Source organism: Paenibacillus sp. S-38, from assembly GCF_049942825.1.
Taxonomy (GTDB): Bacteria; Bacillota; Bacilli; order Paenibacillales; family NBRC-103111; genus Paenibacillus_G.
On sequence record NZ_CP187970.1, the window covers coordinates 5372991 to 5397394 of the forward strand.

The 24404-nt window shown below is 60.6% G+C and carries 19 protein-coding genes; 4 read left to right on the forward strand and 15 right to left on the reverse strand.

Annotated elements, in window-relative coordinates; genetic code table 11:
- Positions 1-22: 22 nt before the first annotated feature.
- The 14 genes from ACP26L_RS23545 to ACP26L_RS23610 form a co-directional block, all read right to left on the reverse strand.
- Complete coding sequence (locus ACP26L_RS23545; RefSeq protein ID WP_426446897.1) at positions 23-535, reverse strand: GNAT family N-acetyltransferase; 513 nt, start codon at positions 533-535, stop codon at positions 23-25.
- Positions 532-711 (reverse strand): hypothetical protein, encoded by a 180-nt coding sequence (locus tag ACP26L_RS23550; RefSeq protein WP_426446898.1) that lies wholly within the window; start codon positions 709-711, stop codon positions 532-534. Before ACP26L_RS23550 ends, ACP26L_RS23545 begins: the two co-directional genes overlap by 4 nt.
- Before the next feature lie 318 nt (positions 712-1029).
- Positions 1030-3792, reverse strand: a complete 2763-nt coding sequence (locus ACP26L_RS23555; RefSeq protein ID WP_426446899.1) for a hypothetical protein — start codon at positions 3790-3792, stop codon at positions 1030-1032.
- A gap of 37 nt (positions 3793-3829) precedes the next feature.
- Entirely contained in the window at positions 3830-5164 is a 1335-nt protein-coding gene (locus ACP26L_RS23560; protein WP_426446900.1) for an HlyD family type I secretion periplasmic adaptor subunit, read from the reverse strand.
- A gap of 9 nt (positions 5165-5173) precedes the next feature.
- Complete coding sequence (locus tag ACP26L_RS23565; RefSeq protein WP_426446901.1) at positions 5174-7336, reverse strand: peptidase domain-containing ABC transporter; 2163 nt, start codon at positions 7334-7336, stop codon at positions 5174-5176.
- A gap of 366 nt (positions 7337-7702) precedes the next feature.
- The gene (hisA, locus tag ACP26L_RS23570; protein WP_426446902.1) at positions 7703-8455 is read right to left on the reverse strand and encodes a phosphoribosylformimino-5-aminoimidazole carboxamide ribotide isomerase; all 753 of its coding nucleotides are present in this window, start codon (positions 8453-8455) and stop codon (positions 7703-7705) included.
- 601 nt (positions 8456-9056) lie between these two features.
- A complete protein-coding gene (locus ACP26L_RS23575) occupies positions 9057-9890 on the reverse strand; it encodes an alpha/beta hydrolase (RefSeq protein ID WP_426446903.1) in 834 nt (277 codons plus the stop codon).
- Positions 9891-10220: 330 nt separating this feature from the next.
- Positions 10221-10544 carry a hypothetical protein gene (locus ACP26L_RS23580; protein WP_426446904.1) on the reverse strand — a complete coding sequence of 108 codons (324 nt, stop codon included), beginning with the start codon at positions 10542-10544 and terminating at the stop codon, positions 10221-10223.
- 400 nt (positions 10545-10944) lie between these two features.
- A complete protein-coding gene (locus ACP26L_RS23585; RefSeq protein ID WP_426446905.1) occupies positions 10945-11331 on the reverse strand; it encodes a hypothetical protein in 387 nt (128 codons plus the stop codon).
- A gap of 91 nt (positions 11332-11422) precedes the next feature.
- Positions 11423-12982: a response regulator transcription factor gene (locus ACP26L_RS23590; RefSeq protein WP_426446906.1), complete on the reverse strand. Its 1560-nt coding sequence runs from the start codon at positions 12980-12982 to the stop codon at positions 11423-11425.
- A 7-nt stretch (positions 12983-12989) separates the two neighbouring features.
- Positions 12990-14897 carry a cache domain-containing sensor histidine kinase gene (locus tag ACP26L_RS23595; RefSeq protein ID WP_426446907.1) on the reverse strand — a complete coding sequence of 636 codons (1908 nt, stop codon included), beginning with the start codon at positions 14895-14897 and terminating at the stop codon, positions 12990-12992.
- Positions 14898-15174: 277 nt separating this feature from the next.
- Entirely contained in the window at positions 15175-16827 is a 1653-nt protein-coding gene (locus ACP26L_RS23600) for an extracellular solute-binding protein (protein ID WP_426446908.1), read from the reverse strand.
- A gap of 57 nt (positions 16828-16884) precedes the next feature.
- Complete coding sequence (locus ACP26L_RS23605; protein WP_426446909.1) at positions 16885-17772, reverse strand: carbohydrate ABC transporter permease; 888 nt, start codon at positions 17770-17772, stop codon at positions 16885-16887.
- Positions 17773-17826: 54 nt separating this feature from the next.
- Positions 17827-18795 carry an ABC transporter permease gene (locus ACP26L_RS23610; protein ID WP_426446910.1) on the reverse strand — a complete coding sequence of 323 codons (969 nt, stop codon included), beginning with the start codon at positions 18793-18795 and terminating at the stop codon, positions 17827-17829.
- Positions 18796-19090: 295 nt separating this feature from the next.
- On the opposite strand from ACP26L_RS23610, the gene ACP26L_RS23615 reads away from it, so the two are divergent.
- The gene (locus tag ACP26L_RS23615) at positions 19091-19297 is read left to right on the forward strand and encodes a YrzA family protein (RefSeq protein WP_426446911.1); all 207 of its coding nucleotides are present in this window, start codon (positions 19091-19093) and stop codon (positions 19295-19297) included.
- Between the two features lie 330 nt (positions 19298-19627).
- On the opposite strand, the gene ACP26L_RS23620 is transcribed toward ACP26L_RS23615, so the two are convergent.
- The gene (locus ACP26L_RS23620; RefSeq protein ID WP_426446912.1) at positions 19628-20083 is read right to left on the reverse strand and encodes a VanZ family protein; all 456 of its coding nucleotides are present in this window, start codon (positions 20081-20083) and stop codon (positions 19628-19630) included.
- A gap of 185 nt (positions 20084-20268) precedes the next feature.
- Between ACP26L_RS23620 and ACP26L_RS23625 the strand changes: the two genes are divergently transcribed.
- From ACP26L_RS23625 to ACP26L_RS23635, 3 genes are all read left to right on the forward strand, one after another.
- The gene (locus ACP26L_RS23625) at positions 20269-21792 is read left to right on the forward strand and encodes a spore germination protein (protein WP_426446913.1); all 1524 of its coding nucleotides are present in this window, start codon (positions 20269-20271) and stop codon (positions 21790-21792) included.
- Positions 21793-21996: 204 nt separating this feature from the next.
- Positions 21997-23253, forward strand: coding sequence for a Ger(x)C family spore germination protein (locus ACP26L_RS23630; protein WP_426446914.1), 1257 nt, complete (start codon positions 21997-21999; stop codon positions 23251-23253).
- Between the two features lie 3 nt (positions 23254-23256).
- Positions 23257-24402, forward strand: coding sequence for a GerAB/ArcD/ProY family transporter (locus ACP26L_RS23635; protein ID WP_426446916.1), 1146 nt, complete (start codon positions 23257-23259; stop codon positions 24400-24402).
- The last annotated feature ends 2 nt before the right edge of the window (positions 24403-24404 follow it).

Sequence of the window (24404 nt, forward strand, 5' to 3'; positions counted from 1 at the left end):
GCTGTAAGTTCGCCCGTGCCCTCTAGCTCCGCAGCTTCTTCGTCAAATACAGGACGAGCTCGTCATCTACCCGCACCTGCTCTCCAGGGGCGACCGGCCGGTTCTCATACATGATTCCTTGCCCGTCCGGTATGTAGCCTCTGCGGCAGTAGATGCGCTGGGCGGAACCATAATCCTTGTACAGGCCGACACCGATACCCATTTCTTCATGCCGTTCACCGGCTGTCCGCTCCAGTTCGCCGATCAGGAGATTGGCGATTCCCCGGCGACGGTACGCAGCGAACACAAGCAGGTCGTTTATTTCGGGAATCCCGCGCTCGCCAAAATACGGGTACTCGGACCGGTATTTTAAGTGGGCGACCCCGAGAATCACTTCGTCCTCGCAGGCGAGCAGCGTGACCCGCGTGCCCGACACGTTCTCGGCAAGACACTGCTCGAAGTAGCTGCCCGGCCGCGGAATAGAATGAAGAGAAAATGCCGCTTTCCATGCGTCCTTTTTCGCGGGAGTAAGCAGCCGCTCCACCGATAAGGTCATCCTTCTCCGCCCCCCCTCCATCGATTCCGCTTCTGCTCCTTGATCAAGAGGTCCAGCCGTTCAATGATTCGCTGATCGTTACGCAGCCGCTGCTTCAACAAGGAATGGATGCCGCCAAGCCCGAACAAAAGAATCAGGACGATCACCAGCCAACCGAGTACGATAAGCTCGAACATACCTCTTCCCCCTCTCGGTCTTCATCTCGTAGCCGTTCTGTCCGTTCCATCCGGAAGCCGGATGGGCAGCCCTTCCCTGGTTTGATGCCGTCTTCACCAACCTGCCCGGCACCAGCTCTACAAGGCTGCCTTAGCCTTCCACCCACTCTCCCGGTTCTCCCTAGAGTCTATGTGGCGGATGCATCCTACAGTCTCTGCCGCACCGTTCCAGGCGCCTCAGTCTATCACAGACGTTTCCTGTCGTCCGGGTACCGGACACACGTACAAGGCAGAAAGAGCGGCACCCGAGCGCCGCCCTCCTGCCGTGCCGCTTCCTGCTTACGGATACTGATCCTGCGCGAGCAGCACCCGCTGGTTCTGGAATACTTCGTAGACCCGCACGGTATAAGCTCCGGTCGTCTCGCCCGTGCCCTCCTGCTCGATCGTCAGCTTCCGCTCTCCGGTGGCCAGCACATCGCCGCCTTCGCCGCCGGAATCCTCACCATCCGCCCAGCCGAGCGCATAGGTCTTCGAGGTCACATGGTGATCCTCCGTCTCCACCTCGATGGTAACCTGCCGCCCTTCCGGGTGCGATTCGTAGGTGGCCCCCCGGTCCAGCGTATAGTTCACGCGGTAGGACGTCTGACCGCCCTCGTTCAGCCGCTCCACCTTCGTAAGCGAGAGAGAGAACGGATAGAGCACGAGCTCCTGGAGCGTATCCTTGGCGTTCTGCTCCTCCGGCAGCGGATAGGCGGCCGGATTGACGTAGAGCTCCTCCCCCGGCGAATCCTCGTCATCCCCCGCCGAAGAGGCGGCAGCCGGGTCGGTTCCGGCATCTGCCGATGCGGCCTGCTCCCCGTCCTCCGGACTGCCGCCGAAGGGCACCACCGCTTCGCCCAGCACCAGCTGCAGATCGTCCGCCTGCCTCCCGTACGGCAGTCGGGTCCAGTAGGCGACAAGCGCACGGCCGTCCGGCGTGATGTCGCCCGAGATCTCGCTGTGCTGCGCCGGCAGGTACAGCCCCCCCGCGGGGGTGCGGAAATAACCCGGAAGCACCGGCGGCTTCATCGAACGGCTCTCCGCGTTGGTCTGCTCCACAAGCACGACGGCCAGCTGGCCGGTCGGCCCGGAGAACGACCGGGCCTGCTTCACGGCAGCGGAGTAGCCGGGATGCAGCGCGCTCGTACGGGTTCCGCCATCCCTGCGCAGCGGAATCGCCGTATCGGTGCCCTCGGCGCGGTAGACCGCCAGCTCCTTTGTCGCCGCCTTCTCATCCTCGCCGCCTTCGGCGGTTTCTTCTTCGAGCACCAGCTTGATGCCCGAGAATTTCGTCTTGAACGGCACGCGCCCGATCCAGTACACGCTGGCCTCGTCGCTGTCCCTTAAGGCTCCCACCGGAGACAGCACGACGGGCGAGGCCTCGATGCGCGTGGCCTCATCAAGGAGAAAATACCCCGTCATCTCCGGCAGCGCCTTCGCCTTGGCGTTCTCTCCGCGGATCCGGACTTCCGCCGTGAGGAGGTCTTCCTGAAGATGCGGACCGCGTTTGATGGACATGAGACGCGAAGGGAAGGTGCCTGACTTCGTGCGGAGCGGGTAGGCGGTCTCCGGCACCCATTCTTCCTGCGCCGGCGCCGGCAGGGCCAGATGAGCCAGCGGCAGAAGATGTCCTTCGGCATCATCTTCCTCCGTATCCCCCGCTTCTTTCAGGAGCACGGAGGCCTGCGAAGCATCCGTGGAATACGGCAGCGCGCCCTCCAGCTTGACCGTGAGCTCTTCTCCCGGCTGCAGCTGCGTCTCTTCCTCCAGACCGGCCGGCTCGGCACCATACTCTCTCCCCTCCGCGCTGCGAAGGGTATACTTGTAGGCCGGCAGCTTCAGCGCCACCTTCGAGGCATTCTTCACCCGCAGCTGCACCGACAAGCCGTTCAACCGGCCCTGCGGGTGCTCGAACACCCGGTCCACGGATACCTCGAGCGGCAGCCTGTCCTTCTCTACGGTCTGTACGCTGCCGGGCGCAAGAGGCTTCTCCTCCGCCAGCGCTCTCGGCTCACCCAATGCGAAGGAGCCGAGCGGGGCGTCGATCTCCCCGCCTGCTTCCTCGCTCGCCTTGCGCGTAAGCCAGAGCCGGGCGCCGTTCCAATCCGCGTCCGCCGGCACATCGAACTGGGCGGCGAGCGGCTCATCCCCCGCAGGGCCGGCCGTCAGCTCGCCCCACGCCTCCCCGTTCTTCATGGGATAGCGCTGGCCCTCAAGCTCCAGCCACGCTTCGAGCCCGGTCAGCTTCACGGGCGTTTGCCCTGCTGCCGCAAGATGCAGGAAAGCGGTGACGCCCTGCTTCCGGCCCGCCCCCGGGTAGCGGAACAGCTGCCCCGCGTAGGCCGTCAGGCGGCTGCCGTCGAGCAGGACGGCTGTTCCCGTATCGGCCGGCACCGCATAGGTGTAGTCCGCGGGGACCGTGAGGTCTCCGAGCACGCTCTGGAAGCCGGCCGTTCCGAAGTCCCAGCGGATCAGGCGGAAGACCGCATCCTCAAGGGTGAACCCGTCTCCAACCTCGGCATAATACTCGATGGTCCTCTCGGAGTAGGGGGGAATCACCGGCTCCAGCTCCGTTTCCTTGGGCAGCAGCTTCACCTTGTACTCCTGTGCGCCTGCCCCGTAGAGCCGGACACCGTACTCCATGAATTCAAGCTCCTTCGCACCGGCATTCTTATAGCGCAGGGAGAAATGCAGCAGCCTTCGGCCCCCGCCGGACCAGAGCACAGGCGCGCTCACCTGCACCTCCGCTTCCGGACTCAAGGCCATGGAGCCCACGGGCTGGGCCTCCCGGCTTGCGGCAGGCGCTTCTCTGTACCGGATATCCGGCGCAGGGGCAAAGGCCCGCCCTCCGTCCGTTCCTGCAGCGGCAGCCTCCGCTCCCTCCCGGGCCGTATCCGCACCCGCTTCGGCTGCACCGCTCGTCGACAGGTCCGGCGAAGCCCCCGCCGATTCGGCCGCCGGAGCCGTCGTCTGTGCAGCGGCGGCCGGCCCCGAAGCCTGCAGGCTGCCGCCCGCCACAGCAAGAATCAGCGCCCAGAAGGCGCATCGTTGATAGAGTGTCATGTCAGGAATGCTCCTCCCCTGGTTGTATGGATGCGTGCTACCGAAGCGTGAGGCTTTCCTCGGCATATTTCAGAATCGGCGAGAGGAAGAATTCGATGATCTTCCGCTCTCCCGTCTTGACCTCGGCCGAGACCGTCATCCCCGGGGTCACGGGAACCGGACTGCCGTTTACGTTCAGCCGCTGCTCCAGCAGCTTGACCTTCATCCGGTAGACCGTGCCGAGCTCGGGATCATCGATCGCATCGGCGCTGATCGCTGTGACTTCTCCTCGCAGCGTGCCGTACTTCTGGAAGGGAAACGTATCGATCTTCACCCGGACCTCCTGGCCCGCGGTGACGAAGCCGATATCCTTGTTGAGCAGCGTGCCCTCGACGATGAGCTCGGTCCCCTCCGGCACGATCGTGATGACCGGCTGGGCCGGCGTCACAATCCCCCCGATCGTCTGCGCGGAGATGGCGAGCACCGTCCCGTCGGTCGGCGAAACAAGACTGCGGTAGCCGACCTTCGTCTGGGCTTTGAGCAGCTCGGCCTCCAGCGCATGAATCGTCTTGTCCTTCTCGACAATGGAGGAGAGCAGGGTCTGCTCCCTCTCCTGCGTCAGCGCCTGGAGATTCTTCTGCGCCTCTTCGAGGCTGTCCATCAGCTTCCGGACGTTCGTAATGGAGGACTCCACCTCCTGCTGCGCCGTCAGCAGGTCGTTGCGGCGGTTAAGCGCGTCGAGCATCGACTTGTCCTCGGACGGCTTCTCCTGCTGGCTGAGCTGCTCCAGCATATATTTCTTCTCCGCCTGCTCCTGCTTCGTCCGCTCCAGCGCAATCTCCTTCTCCCGCTGCGCGATCGTCAGCTTCAGGGCTTCCTCCTTGGCCCGGTGGGCCGACTCGCCCGCCGTCTTCAGCCGGCGCAGCTCCTCCAGGAATCCGGGCGAGAGTCCCGATGATGCGAGCAGGTCCGTGAGCACCTGCTCCTCCGGCGCCCGCCCGTCGCGTTCGGCCGCCAGCATCTCCTTCTCCAGCCGGGCGGCCGCCAGATTCTTGCGGAGCCCCTCGAGGTCCGCTGTGTCCATTGCCGGATCAAGCTCCATGAGGAGCTGGCCCGCTTTGACTTTGTCCCCTTCGTTCACGTGAATCGCGCCGATCACGCCTTCCTCCAGCGGCTGCACCACTTTCACCCGGCCGCTCGGCACGACCTTGCCCCTCGAGACCGCCACCTCATCGATCGAGCCGATGCACGACCAGGCGATCAGCGACAGCACGAGCGTGAAGATGATCCAGATGATCCACCGCCCGAGCGGGGCCGGCGGCGTCTGCTCGAGCTCCAGGGCCGCCGGCAAAAAGTCATACGCCTCCACATGCCTTGTGCGCAGAATCGACACCCGGCTTCCCTACCTTTCCTGCTGCCGCAGCAGGTGGGCATACAGCCCGCCTTTCTCCAGCAGCTCCTGATGTGTGCCCGACTCCACGAGCCGTCCCTTATCGAGAACCATCACCGCATGCGCCCTGGCCATGGCGGACAGACGGTGCGCGATGATAAAGACAGTGCGTCCCCGGCAGATCTGGCCGAGGTTCTGGAGAATGATGCGTTCCGATTCATAATCGAGCGCAGAGGTCGCCTCGTCGAAGATGAGGATCGGCGGATTGAGCAGCAGTGCCCGCGCGATGGCTATACGCTGGCGCTGTCCGCCCGACAGGGAGGCTCCCCGTTCGCCGACAGCCGTATCATAGCCTTCCGGCAGGTCGGTAATGAATTCGTGGGCGCCCGCCATCCGCGCCGCCTGCACGATGGCTTCCATGGAAGCGCCCGGCGAATGGATCGCAATATTCTCGCGCACCGAGCCGCTGAAGAGCACGCTCTCCTGCAGCACGACGCCGATCTGCCGGCGCAGCCACACCGGGTCGGCCTGGCCGATATCCATGCCATCGATCAGAATACGGCCGGCTTCCGGCACGTAGAGCCGCTGGATGAGCTTGGACAGCGTGCTTTTGCCTGATCCGCTGCGTCCGACCACACCGATGACGCTGCCCGGCTTGACCTGGAAGGAGATGCCCTGGAGCACCTCCGCGCCCCCCGGCCGGTAGCGGAAGCGAACGCCTTCGAAGCGGATATGCCCCTGAACGGCCGGCAGCCGCGTCTTGCCCGGCTCCGAGCCGGGCTCGGGCTTCGTCTCGAAGACATCCTTCAGCTTCTCGATGGACAGGCTGGCCTGCTGCACTTCCCGCCACAGCTGAACCAGCCGGAGGACCGGCTCGCTCACGCGCGACGACAGCATCTGGAAGGCGATCAGCCCGCCGACCGACAGCCCCCCATGGAGCACAAGCCAGGCTCCGTACCAGAGCACACCCAGGGTGCTGAGCCGCTGGATCCACTGGCCGGTCGTCCCGGCGGTCCCGGCCCACATCGAGGTCCGGAAGCCCGCGCGGATCTGCCCGGCGAGCAGCTCCTCCCACTTGGCATGCATCCGGGACTCCAGCGCGAAGGACTTCAGCGTCTGCATCCCCGACACCGATTCGACCATGAACGCCTGCGATTCGGCGCTGCGTGCATACCGCTCCTCCAGCCTGCGCCGGAGCACCGGGGTCACCCCCCAGGAGAGCAGCGCAAGCATCAGCACCGCCCCGAGCACGATGCAGGTCAGCACCGGACTGTAGAACAGCATGACGGCAACGTACAGAAAAATAAATGCCGCATCAAGCAGCGCGGTCAGCGGCGAGCCCGTGAGGAACTGGCGGATCTGATCCATCTCCCGCACCCGGGCCATCGTATCCCCGACCCGCCGGGATTCGAAATAAACGAGCGGCAGGCGAAGCAGGTGGCGCACAAGCTTCGTGCCGAGAATGACGTCGAGCCTGCCTGTCGTATGGTGATACACATAAGTCCGCGCCATGCCGAGCAGCCATTCGAAGCAGGCCATGACGACCAGCCCGGTCATCAGGACATGGAGGGTCGTCAGGCCGTTGTGCACCAGCACCTTGTCGATCACCACCTGGATGATCAGCGGGAGCGCGATGCCGAAGAGCTGGAGGATCAAGGATGCCGCCAGCACCTCGGCTACCGATTGGCGGAACTTCCAGAGCAGAGGGAGGAACCAGCGGAAGCCGAAGGGCGAATCCGCCGCCCCCCTGCCCTGCCGGGGGGTGAACAGAATGATCGTGCCCCCCCACTGCTCCGTGAATTCCTTGATCGGCAGCGGCTTCGGACGGCCGGTCACCGGATCGAAGAGCAGCGCCTCCTCCTCGGTCAGCTTGGCAAGCACGCCGTAGCCGCCCTCCCGGTCCGTAATCATCGCCGGCAGAGGCAGCCGGCGCAGCTTGGAGAGCCCAATGCGCAGCGCTTTCACTTTGAAGCCTGCCTCCTGGGAGAGGCGCATCAGGTGGGGAAGCGGCAGCTCCTCTCCCGCATGCGCCGCCTCGTCCTTCCAGCGGCCTTCATTCAAGGGTACCTTGTGATAGCGGGCCAAAAAATAAAGACAAGCCAAACCGGTGCCGATGCCCGGCCCCGCGGACCGCCCGGCCGGTTCGGTTTGCTGCGGAGCAGCCGTTTCGCTCATAGACCATACTCTCTTTCACTGTGTATTTCCTGGTCAAGGCCCCCTGAACCCCTTCCGGTGCCTGTCCCCGTTCTTGCACTTTTGCCTACATATTGTATCATTAGGCGGATTTGGAAATATAGCCCTTTCCTCCTCATTAATGAAATTTAATGAAAAGGGAGCAACGGCAAAAAAGAGCTCTTGCGAGCTCTCCGATTGCATGGTCTAGGCTTCAGTTCCTCTATGTCCGGATTTCCCTAAACGCAAGCGATCAAAACGGCGCAACTGAGTTTAGCTGAGTTCCGCTGTTTCCATTTGTCACAAAGTGCCGGATCACCTTTACAGGCAGGCCGGCCGTTGTGCCGGCACCTTCCCTGCTCCGTGCGTCTACCTGCAGTAAGCCACAACTTCCTTATAAGACAGCTGTCCGCCGAAAATATCCAGGGCGCTGCCGATCGTGATATCGAGCTTGTCCTGCCCGAGCTCGCGGAACAGCGCGAGGTCCTCGAGCGACCGGGCCCCGCCCGCATAAGTTGTCGGAATCGTGACGCCTTCGGCCAGGTGCTTCACCAGTCCTTCATGGATGCCGGCGCGCTTGCCTTCGACATCGACCGCATGGATGAGGAACTCGTCGCAGCAGCTCTCGAGCTCCCGCAGGGATGCCGCCGTCACCTCGAACGAGCTGAGCGTCTTCCACTGGTTCGTCGCCACGAACCAGCCGTCTCCGCTGGCCTTGCAGCTCAGGTCGATGACGAGACGCTCCCGGCCCACCTCGGACACAAGGCGGTCCAGCCGCCCCATATCCAGTTCCCCGTCACGGAAAATATACGAGGTCACGATGACATGCGAAGCTCCCCGCTCCAGGTACGAAGCGGCGTTCTCCGCGGTAATTCCGCCGCCCACATGCAGGCCGCCGGGATAAGCCTGCAGCGCTTCCACTGCCGCCGCTTCGTTGCCGCCGCCGAGCATGATGACGTGCCCGCCCTTCAAGCCGTCCTCGCGGAACATGGAAGCGTAATAGGAAGGCGTATGCTCCGATACGAAATTTTCCACAACCGCCTCACCGGCGGCCCCGAGCGTCTCGCCCACAATCTGTTTCACTTTGCCCTGATGCAGGTCAATGCATGGTCTGAATTTCATCCGTCTTCCCCCCGGTTGTCTCATAAGCTATTCCATAGAATACCACAACCCCGGGGGGATGGGCACCCCTTTCCGCACTCCGGAGAGCTCATCTCCCTGTACGGCCGACCGGGGGAGTCGGCAGCACCTTTCCATCAGGGATCATCTCCGCAACTTCCGGCAGGACAAGGGCCTGTATGCAAGCCATGACCCAATAAGCTTGTTTGCATACTGGCATTGAATTAAATTTCATTTAAATTTAAAAACTTGTTACATACCTTACAGTAATATAATATCTTTCTATTATAATGATTTCCATAAACAAAATCGTCCCCAGCAACTTTTTCCCAACCTATTGTAACCAATTCGTCCTTATTGACTCTCCTAACTTTGCTCTTACATAGGGGACAATTTTTTTTATAGAACAGCAGGCGTATTAATTCTACAAAGCCTAACTCTAATTTAATAGATGACATTCCCAACACCGCTATTCTTTATTCTTTTTCTAACCCATATTAACATATCGAGATGATTTAAATCGTATTTCTCAATCTTCCCTTAGTACACACACTCTTTTCAGGCCCCAAGCACCGCCCAAGCCCCCGCAGGCCGAGTCCGCCCTTCACTTCCCTGCATAGAAGAGCAGGTAATCCTCCATCTTCGGTATCCAGTAATTCTTGTCATGGCCGCCGGGAGAATGGTGGTACTGGACGTCAATGTTCTTGGCCTTCAGCTTGCGGTACAGCAGCTCGGATCCCTCGAAGAACTTGTAGTTGTCCTGTTCGCCACAGTCGAGGTAGACGGACAGCCCGTCGAACTTCTCCGTATCCGCCAGGAGCAGGGGGTCCCGTGATTTCCGAAGCTCGGGGTCCGGATACAGCCAGTATCGGAGCCCGCCGGTGTTGAACCACTCCTCCATAAACAGTCCTGCACTGTGGCCTCCCGTTTTGCTATAAAGCTCCGGGTGCATGAAGGACTGGTGAAGCGCAGCCCACCCTCCCATGGAGATGCCGCCGATATACCGCCGGCTCCGGTCTGCCGCCGTGCTATAGTGCGCATCCACATAAGCGATCAGGTCCTTGGTAAGATAATCCCCGTACCGGCCTTCATCATTGCAGTCTGCACAGGGCCTCCTCGCCGGCTGGTCGGATGAATTGAAGCCGAAGCTGTTGTCCACGGCGGGTGAGACGATGATCAGCGGTTCGATCCGTCCTTCTCCCAGCAGCCGGTCGGCCGTCTTGTCCGCTTCCATTCCGGGAAGCCACGAATCTTCGTTCCTTCCGTGCCCATGCAGCGCATAGAGGACCGGGTACTTGGTTTGGGTACTGTATCCCGGCGGAAGGTAAATGTTGAATTTCATGTCCTTGCCGAGCGATTCGCTGTAGAAGGTTACTTTCCTTACGTCCGGAGAGGAAGACAGCACCTCGGACCGGACGGGATCGGGAACGCTTTCCATTGGTCCCTCTGCAGGGGCTCCTCCTCCCGAACAGCCTGCCAACAAACAACAAGATAACAGGAAGCCTCCGGTCATACGGCGCCAGCTTTTCAAACGTGATCTCCCCCTCGAAAACGCTGCTTAGCCCTGATGCTCTACCTTATTTTCTTCACAGCACATATATTACATAAATATCCAATAAATACATCCTGCGGCAGAACACTTCTCTTAAGAGGCGCAGCTCAAGCTGTGCAGATGCTGCCAATCCGCTGGCTCTCCAAAGTTCCGCTCACCCCAAGGGATGGAAGCCCCCACACTGCTGCAGTCCTCTCATCCCTCATCTGACCGTCGTCACTCGCAGCCTCTGCCTCTCAGCCGACTCCCTGCCATCCGGAGCAGATCATCCAGCCGCCGGAAGACCTCCTCCGGGTTGATGTTGCGGCCCATCCGCAGCTGCTCGTCTGCAAGGCGCTGCCAGAACTCGCGGATTCCCTCCGTCACCCCGATGATAAACGGTTCCGCGGGAACGACCTTATCCACCCATAACTGATCTGGTATCAGCTCGGGCCACACCCGGAACCGCAGCCTTCCCCCGCCCAGCAGGTCCATCCCCATCCGGACCGGGTCGATCCCGTACATGTGTTCCGTATGGCCGTACCATAAGGTCTGCTCCAAGGCAGACAAGTAGTCCTTCCATACGCTGAGTGCGCTGGAAACATCAAATCCCAGCAGCTCCGCTCCCCGTCCCTGATGATGAGAGTCATCTGGATATGACGGATATCGCCATCATCTACCAGCCGTCTCACAGCTTCCCCATCCTCTAACCCATAGTAACTCAGCTCCGGGTGATGCTTATAGATGTGAGTCCACTGCTCCGCTCCATACTGCCGCTCCACCTCCGCGACGCTTTTGGCCCAATACAATTTGGCTTCGATCAGGGGTCCTCCCCCTCCTTCCATTCATACACATGAGTGATGTCCGCTCGCCCCGCACTTCCCTGAATCCAGCCTCTCCCTCACGGGCGCCATACGAAAAAAGCCAAGGAACTCTCGTCCCCGGCTTTTCCCCCTGTATGTCACTGCTCGGTCTGCCGCTTCCGTGCGGCATCATACTGCTCGATCCAATCCGTGCCGGAAGCCCAAGCTTTCACGGGGCTTCTCTCCTGGAGGATGTCCTCGCCGGCTTTGGCCATAATCCAGCCCTGAAGCGAGCCCCCCTTCTCCCCGCGCAGCTCCTGCAGGAGATGCGGCAGCGCCTTGTCCCCCAGGCTGACAATCGCCTCGTAGCTCTGTCGCTCGGCTTTGATGTAATCCCCCGGATTGCTCGAGCTCTGAGCCGACGGAGCCGATGCGATCCGCTCCACGTTGGCTTCGATATTCTCCTCCAGCTGAGCGGATTCCCCGCCGCAGCCGCCAAGCAGCAGCATACCCGCGAGTCCCCATACGATTCTTGACAGCTTCACGAGCCCGCCCCTTTTCTCATCTTGGTCCCTTGCTTCAAAATAAATAGACGACCCTTCGGCCCAAAAGGTTCCAAGCCGAACTATATGAAATTCACGAAATCAGGGAGCGCTTGCTCCGGTATTCCATCGGCGTGATGCCCTCCATCTCCTTGAACACGCGGTTGAACTGCTTCGTATTCTCGAAGCCTACCTGCTCCGCGATCTCATAGATTCGGCCCTCCTCGCTTCCCAGCAGCTCCTTGGCCCGCCGAATCCGCACCTTTTTCAGGTAGCCGACGAAGTTCTCGCCCGTATATTCTTTGAAGGCCTGGCTGAAGTACGTATAGCTCAGGGACACATGATTGGAGACCATCGCCATATTGAGGTTCTTGGCGTAATTCTCTTCAATGTACTGCACCGCCCGCTTGATCTCCTTGTGGTCGGCATGGACAGCCCGGATCTTGGCAATATACTGGTCGAGCAGCTCCGTCAGCTGTTCGACGGAATGCACATACTCATGGTATTGGTCAAAATGGTCGATCGAGCCCGCCTGCTTGTACAGCCGCAGGATATCGACCGATTCCTCGCCGTAGGCGTGGAACACCTGATCGAAGACCAGCTCGTTCAGACTGCGGGAGACGGCCTCCACATAGGTTATGCCGTTCGTGCGAGCCGTCTTCGGATCGAGCACCTGCGAGAGCAGAGCCCGTACCTCCGGCGTTCGGCGCGTGCCAAGCAGGTTGGAGATGCGGCGGATGGACTCGAGCGGAACAAAGGGCGTCTCCCCGGGGGACGCCGCCTCGAAGCGGCGAACGCCACCGCCCGCGTACAAGAAGCCGGAGCGCATGGCGGTCACCGCCTCGAGATAGATCTGCCGGAGGGCAAGCTCCTCCTTCCGGCAGAGGCTGAGGCCCGCGCGCAGGGCGGAAGCGCTGCCATGAGCCAGCGCGGCCTCCAGCAGACGGCTGACCTCGGCGCCTTCCGCGAGCAGGACCAGGTTCCGGTCCTTGTCGAGCAGGACGGCCGCCCCGCGCAGCGTCTCCTGCGCCTCCTCCGGCAGCAGACGCTCCAGACGGGAGACGGCGTCCTCCAGACGGGCAGGCCGCTCGGCCGCCGGAAAGCGCAGCACCCCGGCCGCCCAGCCCGGTCCGAAGCCCCCGGCGCCGACCGACTCCAGCCGCTCCCTGACCTCGCTCTCCTCCATACCCGGGTGCATCAGGATATAGGCGAGCTGGCTGGCGCGCAGCGCATCGAACTGCCCGCTGCCTGCAAGCAGCCTGCTTGAGAGCTCCTCCTGCCTGAGCAGCTCCGTCTCCAGGCGCCGGAGTGCCCCGAAGAGCTCTTCCCGCACGATCGGCTTGAGCAGATAGTCCTTCACCTCGCAGTGGATCGCTTCCTTTGCGTAGGCAAAATCGTCATGCCCGCTGAGCACCAGGAGCAGCGGCCGGCGTTCCATCTCCCGGATCCGCTTCAAGAGCGCGATGCCGTCCATCTTCGGCATGCGGATATCCGTGATCAGCAGGTCCGCCCCATATGCCTGCAGCTTCGCAAGCGCTTCTTCCCCGTCACCTGCGAGCTCGATCCTGTAGGCGCCCGGGAATTCCCGCGAGATCATCGCGGAGAGACCGAGCCGGATGTTTTTCTCATCATCAACGATCATCAAGGTTCGCATGACTTTCTCATCCTCCTCCGGTTAACAGCTGGAACGGAAGCCGGAGGACGACCTCCGTATAGGCTCCTTCCCTGCTGTCCACTGCTATGCCGTACTCGGGGCCGTAATACAGCCGGACCCGCTGGTTCACATTGCGCAGACCAATCCCGCTGCCCTCGGAATCCGGCCGGCCCGCTTTGCGGCGCTGCCGATAGAAGTCCTTGTCGTCCATCGGCAGCGTCTGCGTCAGCGCCTGCAGCTGCTCCCCGTTCATTCCGGTGCCGTTATCACGGATGCGGATGACCATCGAGCCCTCCTCCACTTCCGCTTGCACACGGACCGCCAGGGTTTCCCCGTCCTCCGGGCAGGAGGAGCCCATGCCGTGCTTCACCGCGTTCTCCACGACCGGCTGCAGCGACATTTTCGGCACCTTCTGCTCGAGATAGGCCGAGGGGACATCCAGCTCCAGCCGCAGCTTACCGTCATACCGGACGTTCATAATCGCCATGTAATTGCCGATATGCTGCAGCTCGTCGGCCAGCCGGACATAATCGCTGGTCCACTTGAGGTTGTAGCGCATCATACCCCCCAGCGACGTCAGCGAATCCGAGATCGTGTACTGCCCTTCGATCTCCGCCAGCATCTTCAGGTTCTCGAGCGTGTTATAGAGAAAGTGGGCATCGATCTGGTTCTTCAGCGAATGCAGCTCGGCCTCCTTGGTCGCCGCCTGCTTGTTCACGGCGTCCGCGATCAGCTCGTTAATCTTGCGCAGCATAAGACGGAAATGGTGGGCGAGCTCCCCGACCTCCCCCCCGCCGTGAATATCCACATCAAAATGAAAATTCCCCTGCCGCACCTTCTTCATCGAATCCTGCAGCACGTGCAGCTTCTTCAGAATCAGGGAGAGCAGGAAGTAGGTCGTCACCGCCAGCAGCGCGATCAGCGCCACATTGGCAAGAATGATCCGGTTGCGGGTCTCTCTCAGCTCGGACAGCGGCTCCTTCAACGAGACCACGTTGACCATCTTAGCCTCCAGGCGCTCGAGCGACGCGAACACGGCCAGATAGGGCCTCTCCCCGCTCTTGAATTCGAAGCTGCCGCTCTGCTGTCCGCTGCGGCCGCGCAGCTCCCGAAGCAGCTCCGCCTGATCCAGCTCCTGCATGAGGCCCGTATCCTTCTTCGTATGCATTCGGCCCATGCCGTCCAGGATCAGCATCTGCGACTGGCTGTCCGGCAGAGATGAGAACGTTTTCGGAAATATATCCTCGAACAGCATATCGACCTGAACGATCCCCGCGTGACGGGGTCCATGGGGGGCGATCACCCGCAGCAGAGACACCTTGCCGTGTGCCGCCAGGTTCTCCGACCCCGTATGCTGGATGAGATCCCGGTCTGATTCCTCGAAGACCCAGGACACCTGTCCCGGGTGGTCGAGCACCAGCTCGTACCAGGGCTCCGCCGCAATTCTCGATTCCTGAAGAAACACCGGCCACATTTCCTTGACGTTCGGATTGCTCGAGAACAGCCGGATATGCGCGATGTTCGGGTTATTGAACTGCAGGCGCAGCAGGTTGTCATACGCTCCCGTGCGGAAGTCGATGAGTTCGCTGACCTCCAGCTCCCGCGGACTCTGCAGGTATTCCTTCACCCTTTTGTCGGAATCCACCAGCTGGGCCGTCCGCTCCATCGTCTCCATCTGGCTGCGGATATTCACCGCTTCGACCTCCAGCATCGACTCGTTCGTCTTCACGATATCGCGGAGCTTGTTCTTATAGAACACGTTGAACGTATAGAGCGACAGCAGAAGGATCGGGATCAGAATAATAACAATATACGAGGCGATCAGCCGGGTCTGCAGCGAGATACCCCCGGCCTTATAGGCGATTCGGGCCTGCCAGTCCTTCAGTCTCTCTCTTATGCTTCCGACAGCGTTCATAGGGAGTCCAGCTCCGTCCTTTCGTGCTTCAATGTAACCTTGGCAGCGTCCGGCTCCCCCAAGGATCCGGGCGAGTCTCCAGACACGGTCTTCTCCGGATGGCTACTATTCTAAACCACAAGCCCCCTTATGGGAAGATCTTCCCCTGGTCATCCGGGACGGGAGCAGCACCGCAGCTCCAGAATCGCCCCTTCATACTAACACTCTCCCCTCCCTGCTGCGAAACGCCAAAGGAACCCGGGAATCCCGGGTCCTTCGGCGCTTGAGGGCATGAATATTATTTCATAAACTGCTCAAGCTTCTTCACATTCTCGTCGTACTTCTTTTGCTGGTACGCCTTCACCTTGTCATACCCTGCGCTCTGGCGGTCTTTCAGGAACTTCTCGAAGAGCTGGTCGAACTCCGCATCACTCTTCGCGAGCAGCAGTTTCGGCAGCGCCTTACTGAACGTCTGGGCGATCTTGTTCTGGGCGATGCCCTCCTCGGAGGTGCCGGTCGGATTGATCTGGTCGAACTGCGAGAAACTCTTCGTCTTCCCCTTCGTCCAGTCCTCCAGCTGCTTGAACGGCTCCACCGCCGGCGGCGTCCACTGCAGGTTCATGTTCGTATCCATAAGCATCCAGAAGGTGTGGGAGGCGCCGTATTTCTTATCAAAGGCGGAGCGGTCCTTGTTCAGCAGCTCCAGCACCTCGGGCTTGAACTGGTCCTTGCCGTCGATCGTGTCGTAAGTAACACCCTTCTCGCCGAGATACATATCCTTCTGTCCTTCCTCGCTGAGCAGATAAGTCAGGAAGCGGATCGCTCTCGCCTTGTCCTTGACGTCCTTGGAGATCAGCGTCACCGTCCAGCCGGAGATCGCAGGTCCGGCCAGCGTCGGCGGGTCGAGCTTGCTGTTCGCAGGGCCGTCCACCGCAATGTACACGGAGTTCGGATCCTTGGCGAACAAGGCGTTCTGCTGTGCGGTAAAGTCACTGCGCTGGTACATCATCGCGAAGTAACGCCCCTGCGAGATCTTCTCTTCCATCTGCGGGCGCTTGTCGATGAAGATGTCCTTGGCGAGCAGGCCCATTTCATTCGCCTTGCGGAAAGTCTTCAGCCACTTCAGATACTCGCTGTCCGTGTACCGGTCGTAGAGCTTGCCATCCTTCTCCATCGGAATCGCGAGGAAGTTCTGCAGGAAGCCTTCCAGGGAATAGTTGCCGGTCTCCGTGAAATCATGCATCCCCAGCGGAATGAGCGGCTGCCCGTTCACCTCGGGGAACTTCTCCTTGGCCGCCTTCAGCGCATTCACGAAGCCTTCCGGCGTCCGCATATCAGGCCTGCCGAGCGCCTCGTACATATCCTTGCGGACCACGAAGGTCTGAATCGACGTCTGCTTGTCCCCGAACTTCTGGTAGTCCTTCGGCGAGGACGAAGCGTTCGGATACCCGTAGACATTGCCGTCCGGCTGGGTATACCAGCTCACCTTGGCAGGGTCGGCCACCTTCACGAAGTACGGATCGTACTGCTCCGACAGCTTGTTCAGCGGCAGCACGAGGCCGCCCTCGATCATTTTTTTCACGTTGTCCTCGTACCATCCGAGCGTGATAAAGTCCGGGAGCTTGCCCGAGGCGATCATCGTATTGAGCTTCTCGTTCTCGTTGCCCGCCGGCACGATGAAGTTAAGGCTCACGCCGGTCTTCTTCGTAATGTACTGGGAGGTCGGATCGACGCCCCACTTGTTCGGGAACCAGGAAAAGTTCAGATACCAATCGAAGGTGATCGGCGAAGTATCCGCCTGCCAGCCCGGCGAATTCGGATCGGCGGCGACCGGAGCGGCCTTCCCCTCCTTGGCCGGCGCCTGGCTTTCCCCTCCGGTATTCGAGCAGGCCGCCGTGAAGACAAGAGCGCCGCTTAGGAGCAGGGTCAACATGGAGCGTGTTTTGCGCATGGTCGGTCAGTCCCCTTCGTTATGTAATCGGATTCATACCTGTGATGAGCGGTAAGCTCAGCCCTTGATCGAGCCGATCATGAAGCCCTTGACAAAATACTTCTGCAGGAACGGGTAGACGAAGATGATCGGCAGCGTGGTCACCACCATCGTCGCCAGCTTGATCGACTGGGACGTGACATTCTTCGTAATCCCGCCCGGCGCCGCGGCCATCATCTGGTTGGAGCTCGACTGGGCGACCACCCGGTACAGGTACGTCTGGATCGGCTGCAGCTCCTGGTTGTTGATGTAGATCATGCCGGTAAAATAGTCGTTCCACTGGTACACTCCGTGGAACAGTGCGATCGTCGCCACCACCGGCATGGAGACCGGAAGCACGATGCCCCAGAAAATCCGGAAGTCGTCCGCCCCGTCGATCTTCGCCGCCTCCTCGAGCCCCGCCGGAATCTCGCGGAAGAACGCCAGAAAGATGATCAGGTCGAAGAAGTTGAACATCGCGGGGATGATATACACCCAGAAGCTGTCGAGCAGTCCGAGATCGCGGATGAGCAGATAGGTCGGGATGAGCCCGCCGCTGAAGAACATCGTCACCGTGCCGAGGAACATGTACAGCCGCCGTCCGACAAGCTCGCGCCGGGAGAAGGCATAAGCGACCATCGCCGTGAAGAAGACATGCACTGCGGTGCCGATAACCGTCTTGGCGACCGTAACGCCCATCGCCTTCATAATCCCGCTGTTCGCAAAGACCGCCTCGTAGCTCTCCAGCGAGAAGACCCGCGGCCAGAAGTAGATGCCTCCGCGCATGGCGTCGGCTCCGTCATTGAACGAATTGACGAGCACATACCAGATCGGATAAAGGGTAATGGAGCAGACAAGCAGCATCAGCAGGATGTTGAATCCGTCGAACACCGCTTCCCCTGCGGTTCTGCGCCGCAGACTGAGCATGGTGGATTTCCTCCTTTCCTTTGCGCGCCGTTTTTACGAAAGAGTTTCGCAAGACTAGAACAGAGACGTGTTGTTGAGCTTCTTCGTGACGTAATTGGCCCCAAGCAGCAGAGCCAGCGCAATCAGCGATTTGATGAGACCGACCGCGGTCGCGTACGAGTAGCGGCTGTTCACAATCCCCATCTGGTAGACATATACGTCGAGGACACTGCTTGCGCTTTCGTTGAGCGAATTGCGGAGCACGAGAATTTGATCGAAGTTCGAATTGAGCACGCCCGAGATCGCCAGGATGAACAGGATCGTAATCGTCCCTTTGATCGAGGGAAGCGTAATGAACCACATCTTCTGGAACCGGCCCGCTCCGTCCATCGTCGCCGCCTCATACAGCTCCGGCGAGACGCTTGAGATCGCCGCCAGGTAGATGATCGCCGACCAGCCGAGCTCCTTCCAGATGTCCGTCGAGACCACGATGCCCCAGAAGTAATCCGGCTCCGCCAGGTACGCGATCGGTTCCGTAATGAAGCCGAGCGCGAGCAGCAGCTTGTTCACGATCCCCACGTCCGCCAGCCACGTGGACAGGATGCCCCCGAGAATGACCCAGGAGAGAAAATGCGGAAGATAAGACACTGTCTGCACCGACTTTTTGAACCACACCGAGGACAGCTCATTGAGGAACAGAGCAAACAAAATCGGCAGCGGAAAGCCGATCAGCAGCTTCAGCATGCTCATGCCGAGCGTGTTCTTGACCACATAGGGCAGGCTGTCATCGGTGAGAAAGGCCCGAAAATGCTCCAGTCCCGCCCAGGGCGCCTCCGCCACGGATTTGATGATGCTGAATTCCTTGAATGCGATGATGATCCCGTACATTGGAATATAATGGAACACAAGCATCCAGGCTACGCCCAGCAGGGCCATCACCTGAAGATACCGCTGTCCGTATACCTTGCGGATCCATTTCGCCGCTCCCGCCCTCCGGCGGACAAGCCCTCCGGCCGGCGCATGGGAGCGAATGCCGCTGCGCATCGGCAGCACCTCCCTACCCTTTCTTGTCTAGGCTGTAAGCCTTATCGCATAACCTTATTCTAGACGGGGAGGCCCCCCTGGCATAAGGCTTCATTTTTCGCGTGAATTCCCCATATTTCAGGTGGCGGACGGGCTGCGCAGGCATAAGAAAAACCCCTGACCGGGGTCCTTGCGAAGAAGTTCATCGTGGTGTAAGTGGAGTTTCTCTAGCGGTCTATCCACCGCGTGAAGCATCCCCCCAAACGAGGTATAATGGCTTAAGGAAGACTCTACCACGCAGATAAGGAGAATCGCAATGGACTTTATTCTGGACAAGATCGAAACGAAGGTCGAATTGTTTGAAGCCTGGGATCTCGCCGTCCTGGAACGCATCATCGGGGAAGCGGTGGACCGCAACAAGGCGCTCATGCTTGACGTTCATTCCATAAGCCACCAGGCCGTGTATCACCCCCAGCGCAATGGCATGCTCTATACGGCCGCCGTGCACTTCAAGCTCAAATAAAGCCAAGCCTGCAGATCCGCTCGTGAGAGTGATCCTCACGACAATTGGCGTGAATACGAGCGCTGCAAAAAAAAGGGACTGCCCGGGCAGTCCCTTTTTTGAGGTTATGCCGGCCGCTCCCCGTTCCGCTGGACACGGCTCTGCAGGATGAACTCGCCGGCTGCTGGCCATGCCTCCGGCGCACGGCGGAAGGAACGAATGCCTGGCCCCTCTCGCCTTACGGATCTGTGTTTCCTAGCGTCACAGGGATCCAAGTTCCTCCCCGGGTGACCGGAGACTTGTCCTTCCCCCCGCGGCGTACCGCACGCCATCCGGAGCACTTCCTCCGGTTCACACCCAGCCTTCTCTTCTGGCCCTCTTGTACAGCATATACCCCATCCCCGCCCCAATCGAGTTGAGCAGCAGATCGTCCACATCAAAGGTTCCTACCCTCAGCAGCATCTGCATCAGCTCAATGACGATCAGGGGGCCGAGGAACGAGAGGGCGAAGACGGCAGGATTGCGTCGGCAGCGCCGGAAGATGGCCGGCAGCAGGAGACCGAACGGAATGAACACGCCGATGTTGCCGAAGATGTTGACGATCATGTCCAGCGGTTGATGCCTGCCCACGTGAAGCACAAAATCGCTGACAGTCCGCAGCGGAACCAGATTGTACTGATAATCCGGCAGATACATCCGCCGCAGGGGCCGGTTGAAGCCGAGGAACATCGTATACAGCAGCAGTACGGTGTATGCGACGAGAATCCCAGCGGCTGACCGGCTCGTGGCTCTCTCCCTTTTAGCCATCGCCTAGCCTCCCATCCCATGCCGCGGAAGCGCTGCGCCGCCGAGGTACGGCCGGCTGCGCGGTCCACGGCTTTCTCTCTATTGCTCTTTTGCCAAGAATACCATATTCCGGGGGGGGCTGTGAATAATTCCGAAGAACCTGACTCACGCTAAGACCAACTTAAGGTAAGGGAGGAAACGCGCGCATGACCGGTTCTCCTGCAAACGAGGCTCCTCTCTCACCGGCACTGGCGGACAATCTGGACGAGCTTCGGCGCCTGCTTGGCGACAGTGATGACGTCGTCGTACGACAGCTCGATAACGGCTGCGCGCTCGTGTATATCGACGGCCTTGCCGACAGCGAGACCGTCTCCCGGGAACTGATCGCCCCCCTGCTCAGCCTCGGGAAGGAAGAGCGGGAATCCCTCGCCAGGGCCGGGGAGCTCGAGGCTCAGCTGCGGAGCCGGCTGCTCGCAGCCGGAGAGCTTCACTGCACGGATTCCTCCGCCGCAGCGGTCAACGCCGTGCTGGACGGCGGCACCGTGATCCTCGCCGACGGACTCGGGGAAGCCTTCACTGCCGGTACACCCGGCTGGGAACGCCGCGCGGTGGAAGAGCCCAAGACCCAGACCGTAGTCCGGGGTCCCAAGGAGAGCTTCACGGAGACGCTGCGCACGAACACCTCTCTCCTGCGGCGCAAGATCCGCTCCCCGAAGCTGCGGCTGCAGACCCTGCGGATCGGCCGGATGACGCAGACCCAGGTGGCGCTGGCCTATATTGACGGGATAGCCGATGAAGGGGTAGTCCGGGAGCTGAAGCGCAGGCTCGAGGGTATCGATACGGACAGCATCCTGGAGAGCTCTTATATCGAAGAATTTATCGAGGATTCGCCCTACAGCCCTCTGCCCACCCTCGCGAATACGGAGAGGCCCGACGCGGTCGCGGCCGGGCTGCTCGAAGGACAGGTGGCCGTCTTCGTGGACGGCACGCCGTTCGTTCTGCTCGGTCCCGTCACATTCTTCAACTTCCTGCAGTCTTCGGAGGATTACTACCAGCGGTACGATATCGCCACGTTCATCCGGCTGATCCGGTACGGCTCGTTCGTGGTGTCCATGCTGCTGCCGGCCTTGTATATCGCCATCACGACGTTCCACCAGGAGATGCTGCCCACTACGCTGCTGATCTCCCTGGCCGCCCAGCGGGAAGGGGTGCCCTTCCCCGCCTTCGTGGAGGCGATGATCATGGAGGTCACCTTCGAGGTGCTCCGGGAGGCCGGGATCCGGATGCCCCGGGTCGTGGGTCCCGCCATCTCGATCGTCGGGGCGCTGGTGCTCGGCCAGGCCGCCGTACAGGCAGGGCTTGTCTCCGCGGCCATGGTCATCGTCGTTTCCTTCACAGCGATCTCCAACTTCGTCATTCCTGCTCTGAATGTTACGGTAGCCGCAAGGCTCGTACGATTTATTCTGATGATCCTGGCCGCCACGCTCGGGCTGTTCGGCATTGTCGCAGGCTTCATGACCCTGCTCATCCATATGGCATCCCTCCGCTCGCTCGGCGTTCCTTACCTGTCGCCTCTGGCGCCGCTGAATCTCTCGAGTCTCAAAGACGCTATTGTGCGTATGCCCTGGTGGACCCTGAAGCGCAGACCTCAGGGGCTGGCCCACGGCAACCGCAGGCGCCAAAAAGACGGCATGATGCCTTCGCCGCCCGGGCGGAAACCCGGAAGCTGATCAGGGGATCTTCCAAACGGCGGCGGAGGGATCGAGCCCCTTCGAAAGAAGAATTTCCCCTTTGGGGCCGGTACATAGAAATCTCCTAGGATCACGCCGCTCACCGGATGGCAGGAAGCCAAAAGCCAGCCCGAGTCCAGCTTCCCCAGTGCCCGCCTCAGCCCGCTTCCCCCAATCCGCTTAAGGAAGGAGATGGACATCCTCATGCGCAGGCTTCTTCTGACGCTGCTGCTGCTGACCTTGACCGTGCCCCTGGCCGGCTGCTGGGACAAGACTGAGCTTAATGAGCTTGCCATCACCGCCGCAACGGGACTCGACTACAAGGATGGCCGCTGGCTCGTTTCATTCCAGGTTGTCATCCCCCAGTCCATCTCGAACCAGAGCGGAAGCAACAGCGGGGCCCAGGCTCCGGTGATGGTGTTCAGCACGGAGGGGGAATCGATCCGGGGAGCCGTACAGCGTTCGAGTTTCGAGATGCCGCGCGCGCTCTTTTTTGCCCACAACCGAATTCTCATTATCGGCGAGGAGGCGGCGCGAAGAGGATTCGGCCAGATGATCGACATCTATCTGCGCAACCCCGATTCCAGGGAGACGGTCTCGGTCTACGTTACCGAGCGCACGGCAAGGGAGGTCCTCGAACACCTCATTCCGCTGGAGAAGATTCCGGGAGCGGCCATCCGCAATCTCATTAAGAATGAGGAGATCAACGGGTCAAACTTCCAGGAAACGCGGATCTATCAGATGGCGATGAAGATGACCGGCGAATCGAAGGCCGTCGTGGTGCCCGAAATCTACATCTCCGGCGACAACCGGCAGGCGGATTCTCTCGATTCGCTCAAGCGCACCACAGCAGGCTCGAAGCTGAAGCTGAACCGTGTCGGGATTTTCAAGAAGGACAAGTTCGTCGGCTGGATGAAGCGGACCGACGCGTACGGTCTGAGCTGGATTACGGACTCCGTCAAAAAGACGACCTTCTTTTTCGGCTGTGCGAAAGGGGACGAGAACTACCAGGCCTCCCTCCTGATCACGGACAGCAAGACCCGCCGCGTTCCGCGCATCCAGGACGGCAAGCTATCCGTCGATATCAAGGTGGAGGCCAAGGGCACGCTGATGGAGAACAACTGCACCATCGATCCGAGCCGGCTCGAGGGCCTTGCGGAGCTCGAAGAGATCGCTGAGGAGGAGATCACCAAGCGCATGAAGGAAGCCTTCCGCACCGGCCAGGAAATGAAAGTGGACGTGTTCGGCTTCGCCGCCTTGTTCCACAAGGCGTTCCCCAAGCCGTGGCGGGCCTTCAAAGACGGGTGGGAGCAGCAGCTGGCCGCCATGGAAATGAACCCGGCCGTCGAAGTCCAGATCGAGCGGCTCGGGATGAGCACCAAGCCGTTCAAGAAGCTGCTGCAGACCGGAAACGATGGCAGCCAGCCGGGCCGGGCGGAAACTAACGAGGATGGGGGGTAGTCCATGGAGCGGGTCTCTTACTACCAGCTGGCCGTACTGATCGTGCTCTTCGAGCTGGGCAGCACCCCTCTTTTTGCCTTGGGGAGCAAGGCCAAGCAGGATTCCTGGGTGGCCATGAGCCTCGCCGCGGCAGCCGGTCTCCTCCTGCTGTTGATCTTCCTGCAGCTGCAGCGCAGGGAGCCGGAGCTAAGTCTGATCGGCATGCTCCGCAAATATCTCGGTACCTTCGCCGGTACGCTCGCCGGATGGGCCTACGTCCTCTACTTTTCGTATGAATCGATGCGCAACGTCCGGGACTTCGGGGAACTGACCCAGATGGCACTGCTTGGGTCCACGCCTCTGTTCGTTATCAGCTCCGTGGTCATGCTTATCGCCTTCTATGCGGTAGCGATGGGTATCGAGACGTTCGCGAGGGTGTCCGAGGTCATTCTTCCCATCGTTGTCCTGAGCTATATCCTGCTGGTCCTGCTGCTTCTCGGGTCGGACCTCATTCATCTGGATCAGCTGGAACCGGTGCTGGAGAACGGCTGGATGCCGGTGCTCCGCGCGGCATTCCCGGACATCATCTCGTTTCCCTTCGGCCAGATGGTGATGTTCCTCATGCTCTGGTCCCTGCTCGCCCAAAGGTCCCGCATGCGGCGGGTCAGCCTTTGGGCTTACAGCGGTGTTGCCGCGTTCCTCATTCTAATGAACGCCCTCAATCTCATGATCCTCGGGCCCGTCCTGGTGGAGAACAGCACCCTTCCGCTGCTGCAGTCCGTCCAGCTTATCCAGATCGCCGATATCCTGGAACGCCTCGACGTCCTGATCAGCCTGCTGATTTTCTTCGGTCTGTTCGTGAAGCTGTCGCTGTTCTACTGGGGCGCGGTGCAGGCGGCAGCCCAGCTTAGCCGCACGAAGCGCAGCGTCTGGGTTGTCGTGCTCGGGCTTGCGATCTTTGGTACCTCCTTCCTCGAGCCGAATTATACGTATCACGTCTGGCTCGGGCTTGAGGTCAGCGTCAAGCTTTTCCCGCTGTTTCAGGTGCTGCTGCCCCTCCTGCTGTGGATGGTCATGAAGCTGCGCCGGCTGGCTGCTTCTCCCCCGCAGGCGGCCGGTCCTGCGGATGAACCGGGGAGAGCGGAACCCGGATCAGCCCGGAAGGCTTAGAA

Bases quoted from the DNA above. Each gene is read 5' to 3' on its own strand.
- ACP26L_RS23550 (WP_426446898.1), bottom strand. From the start codon at position 711: ATGTTCGAGCTTATCGTACTCGGTTGGCTGGTGATCGTCCTGATTCTT.
- ACP26L_RS23620 (WP_426446912.1), bottom strand. From the start codon at position 20,083: ATGGCTAAAAGGGAGAGAGCCACGAGCCGGTCAGCCGCTGGGATTCTC.
- ACP26L_RS23545 (WP_426446897.1), bottom strand. From the start codon at position 535: ATGACCTTATCGGTGGAGCGGCTGCTTACTCCCGCGAAAAAGGACGCA.
- ACP26L_RS23555 (WP_426446899.1), bottom strand. From the start codon at position 3,792: ATGACACTCTATCAACGATGCGCCTTCTGGGCGCTGATTCTTGCTGTG.
- hisA (WP_426446902.1), bottom strand. From the start codon at position 8,455: ATGAAATTCAGACCATGCATTGACCTGCATCAGGGCAAAGTGAAACAG.
- ACP26L_RS23605 (WP_426446909.1), bottom strand. From the start codon at position 17,772: ATGCTCAGTCTGCGGCGCAGAACCGCAGGGGAAGCGGTGTTCGACGGA.
- ACP26L_RS23615 (WP_426446911.1), top strand. From the start codon at position 19,091: ATGGACTTTATTCTGGACAAGATCGAAACGAAGGTCGAATTGTTTGAA.
- ACP26L_RS23575 (WP_426446903.1), bottom strand. From the start codon at position 9,890: ATGGAAAGCGTTCCCGATCCCGTCCGGTCCGAGGTGCTGTCTTCCTCT.
- ACP26L_RS23625 (WP_426446913.1), top strand. From the start codon at position 20,269: ATGACCGGTTCTCCTGCAAACGAGGCTCCTCTCTCACCGGCACTGGCG.
- ACP26L_RS23590 (WP_426446906.1), bottom strand. From the start codon at position 12,982: ATGCGAACCTTGATGATCGTTGATGATGAGAAAAACATCCGGCTCGGT.
- ACP26L_RS23595 (WP_426446907.1), bottom strand. From the start codon at position 14,897: ATGAACGCTGTCGGAAGCATAAGAGAGAGACTGAAGGACTGGCAGGCC.
- ACP26L_RS23600 (WP_426446908.1), bottom strand. From the start codon at position 16,827: ATGCGCAAAACACGCTCCATGTTGACCCTGCTCCTAAGCGGCGCTCTT.
- ACP26L_RS23610 (WP_426446910.1), bottom strand. From the start codon at position 18,795: ATGCGCAGCGGCATTCGCTCCCATGCGCCGGCCGGAGGGCTTGTCCGC.
- ACP26L_RS23565 (WP_426446901.1), bottom strand. From the start codon at position 7,336: ATGAGCGAAACGGCTGCTCCGCAGCAAACCGAACCGGCCGGGCGGTCC.
- ACP26L_RS23635 (WP_426446916.1), top strand. From the start codon at position 23,257: ATGGAGCGGGTCTCTTACTACCAGCTGGCCGTACTGATCGTGCTCTTC.
- ACP26L_RS23630 (WP_426446914.1), top strand. From the start codon at position 21,997: ATGCGCAGGCTTCTTCTGACGCTGCTGCTGCTGACCTTGACCGTGCCC.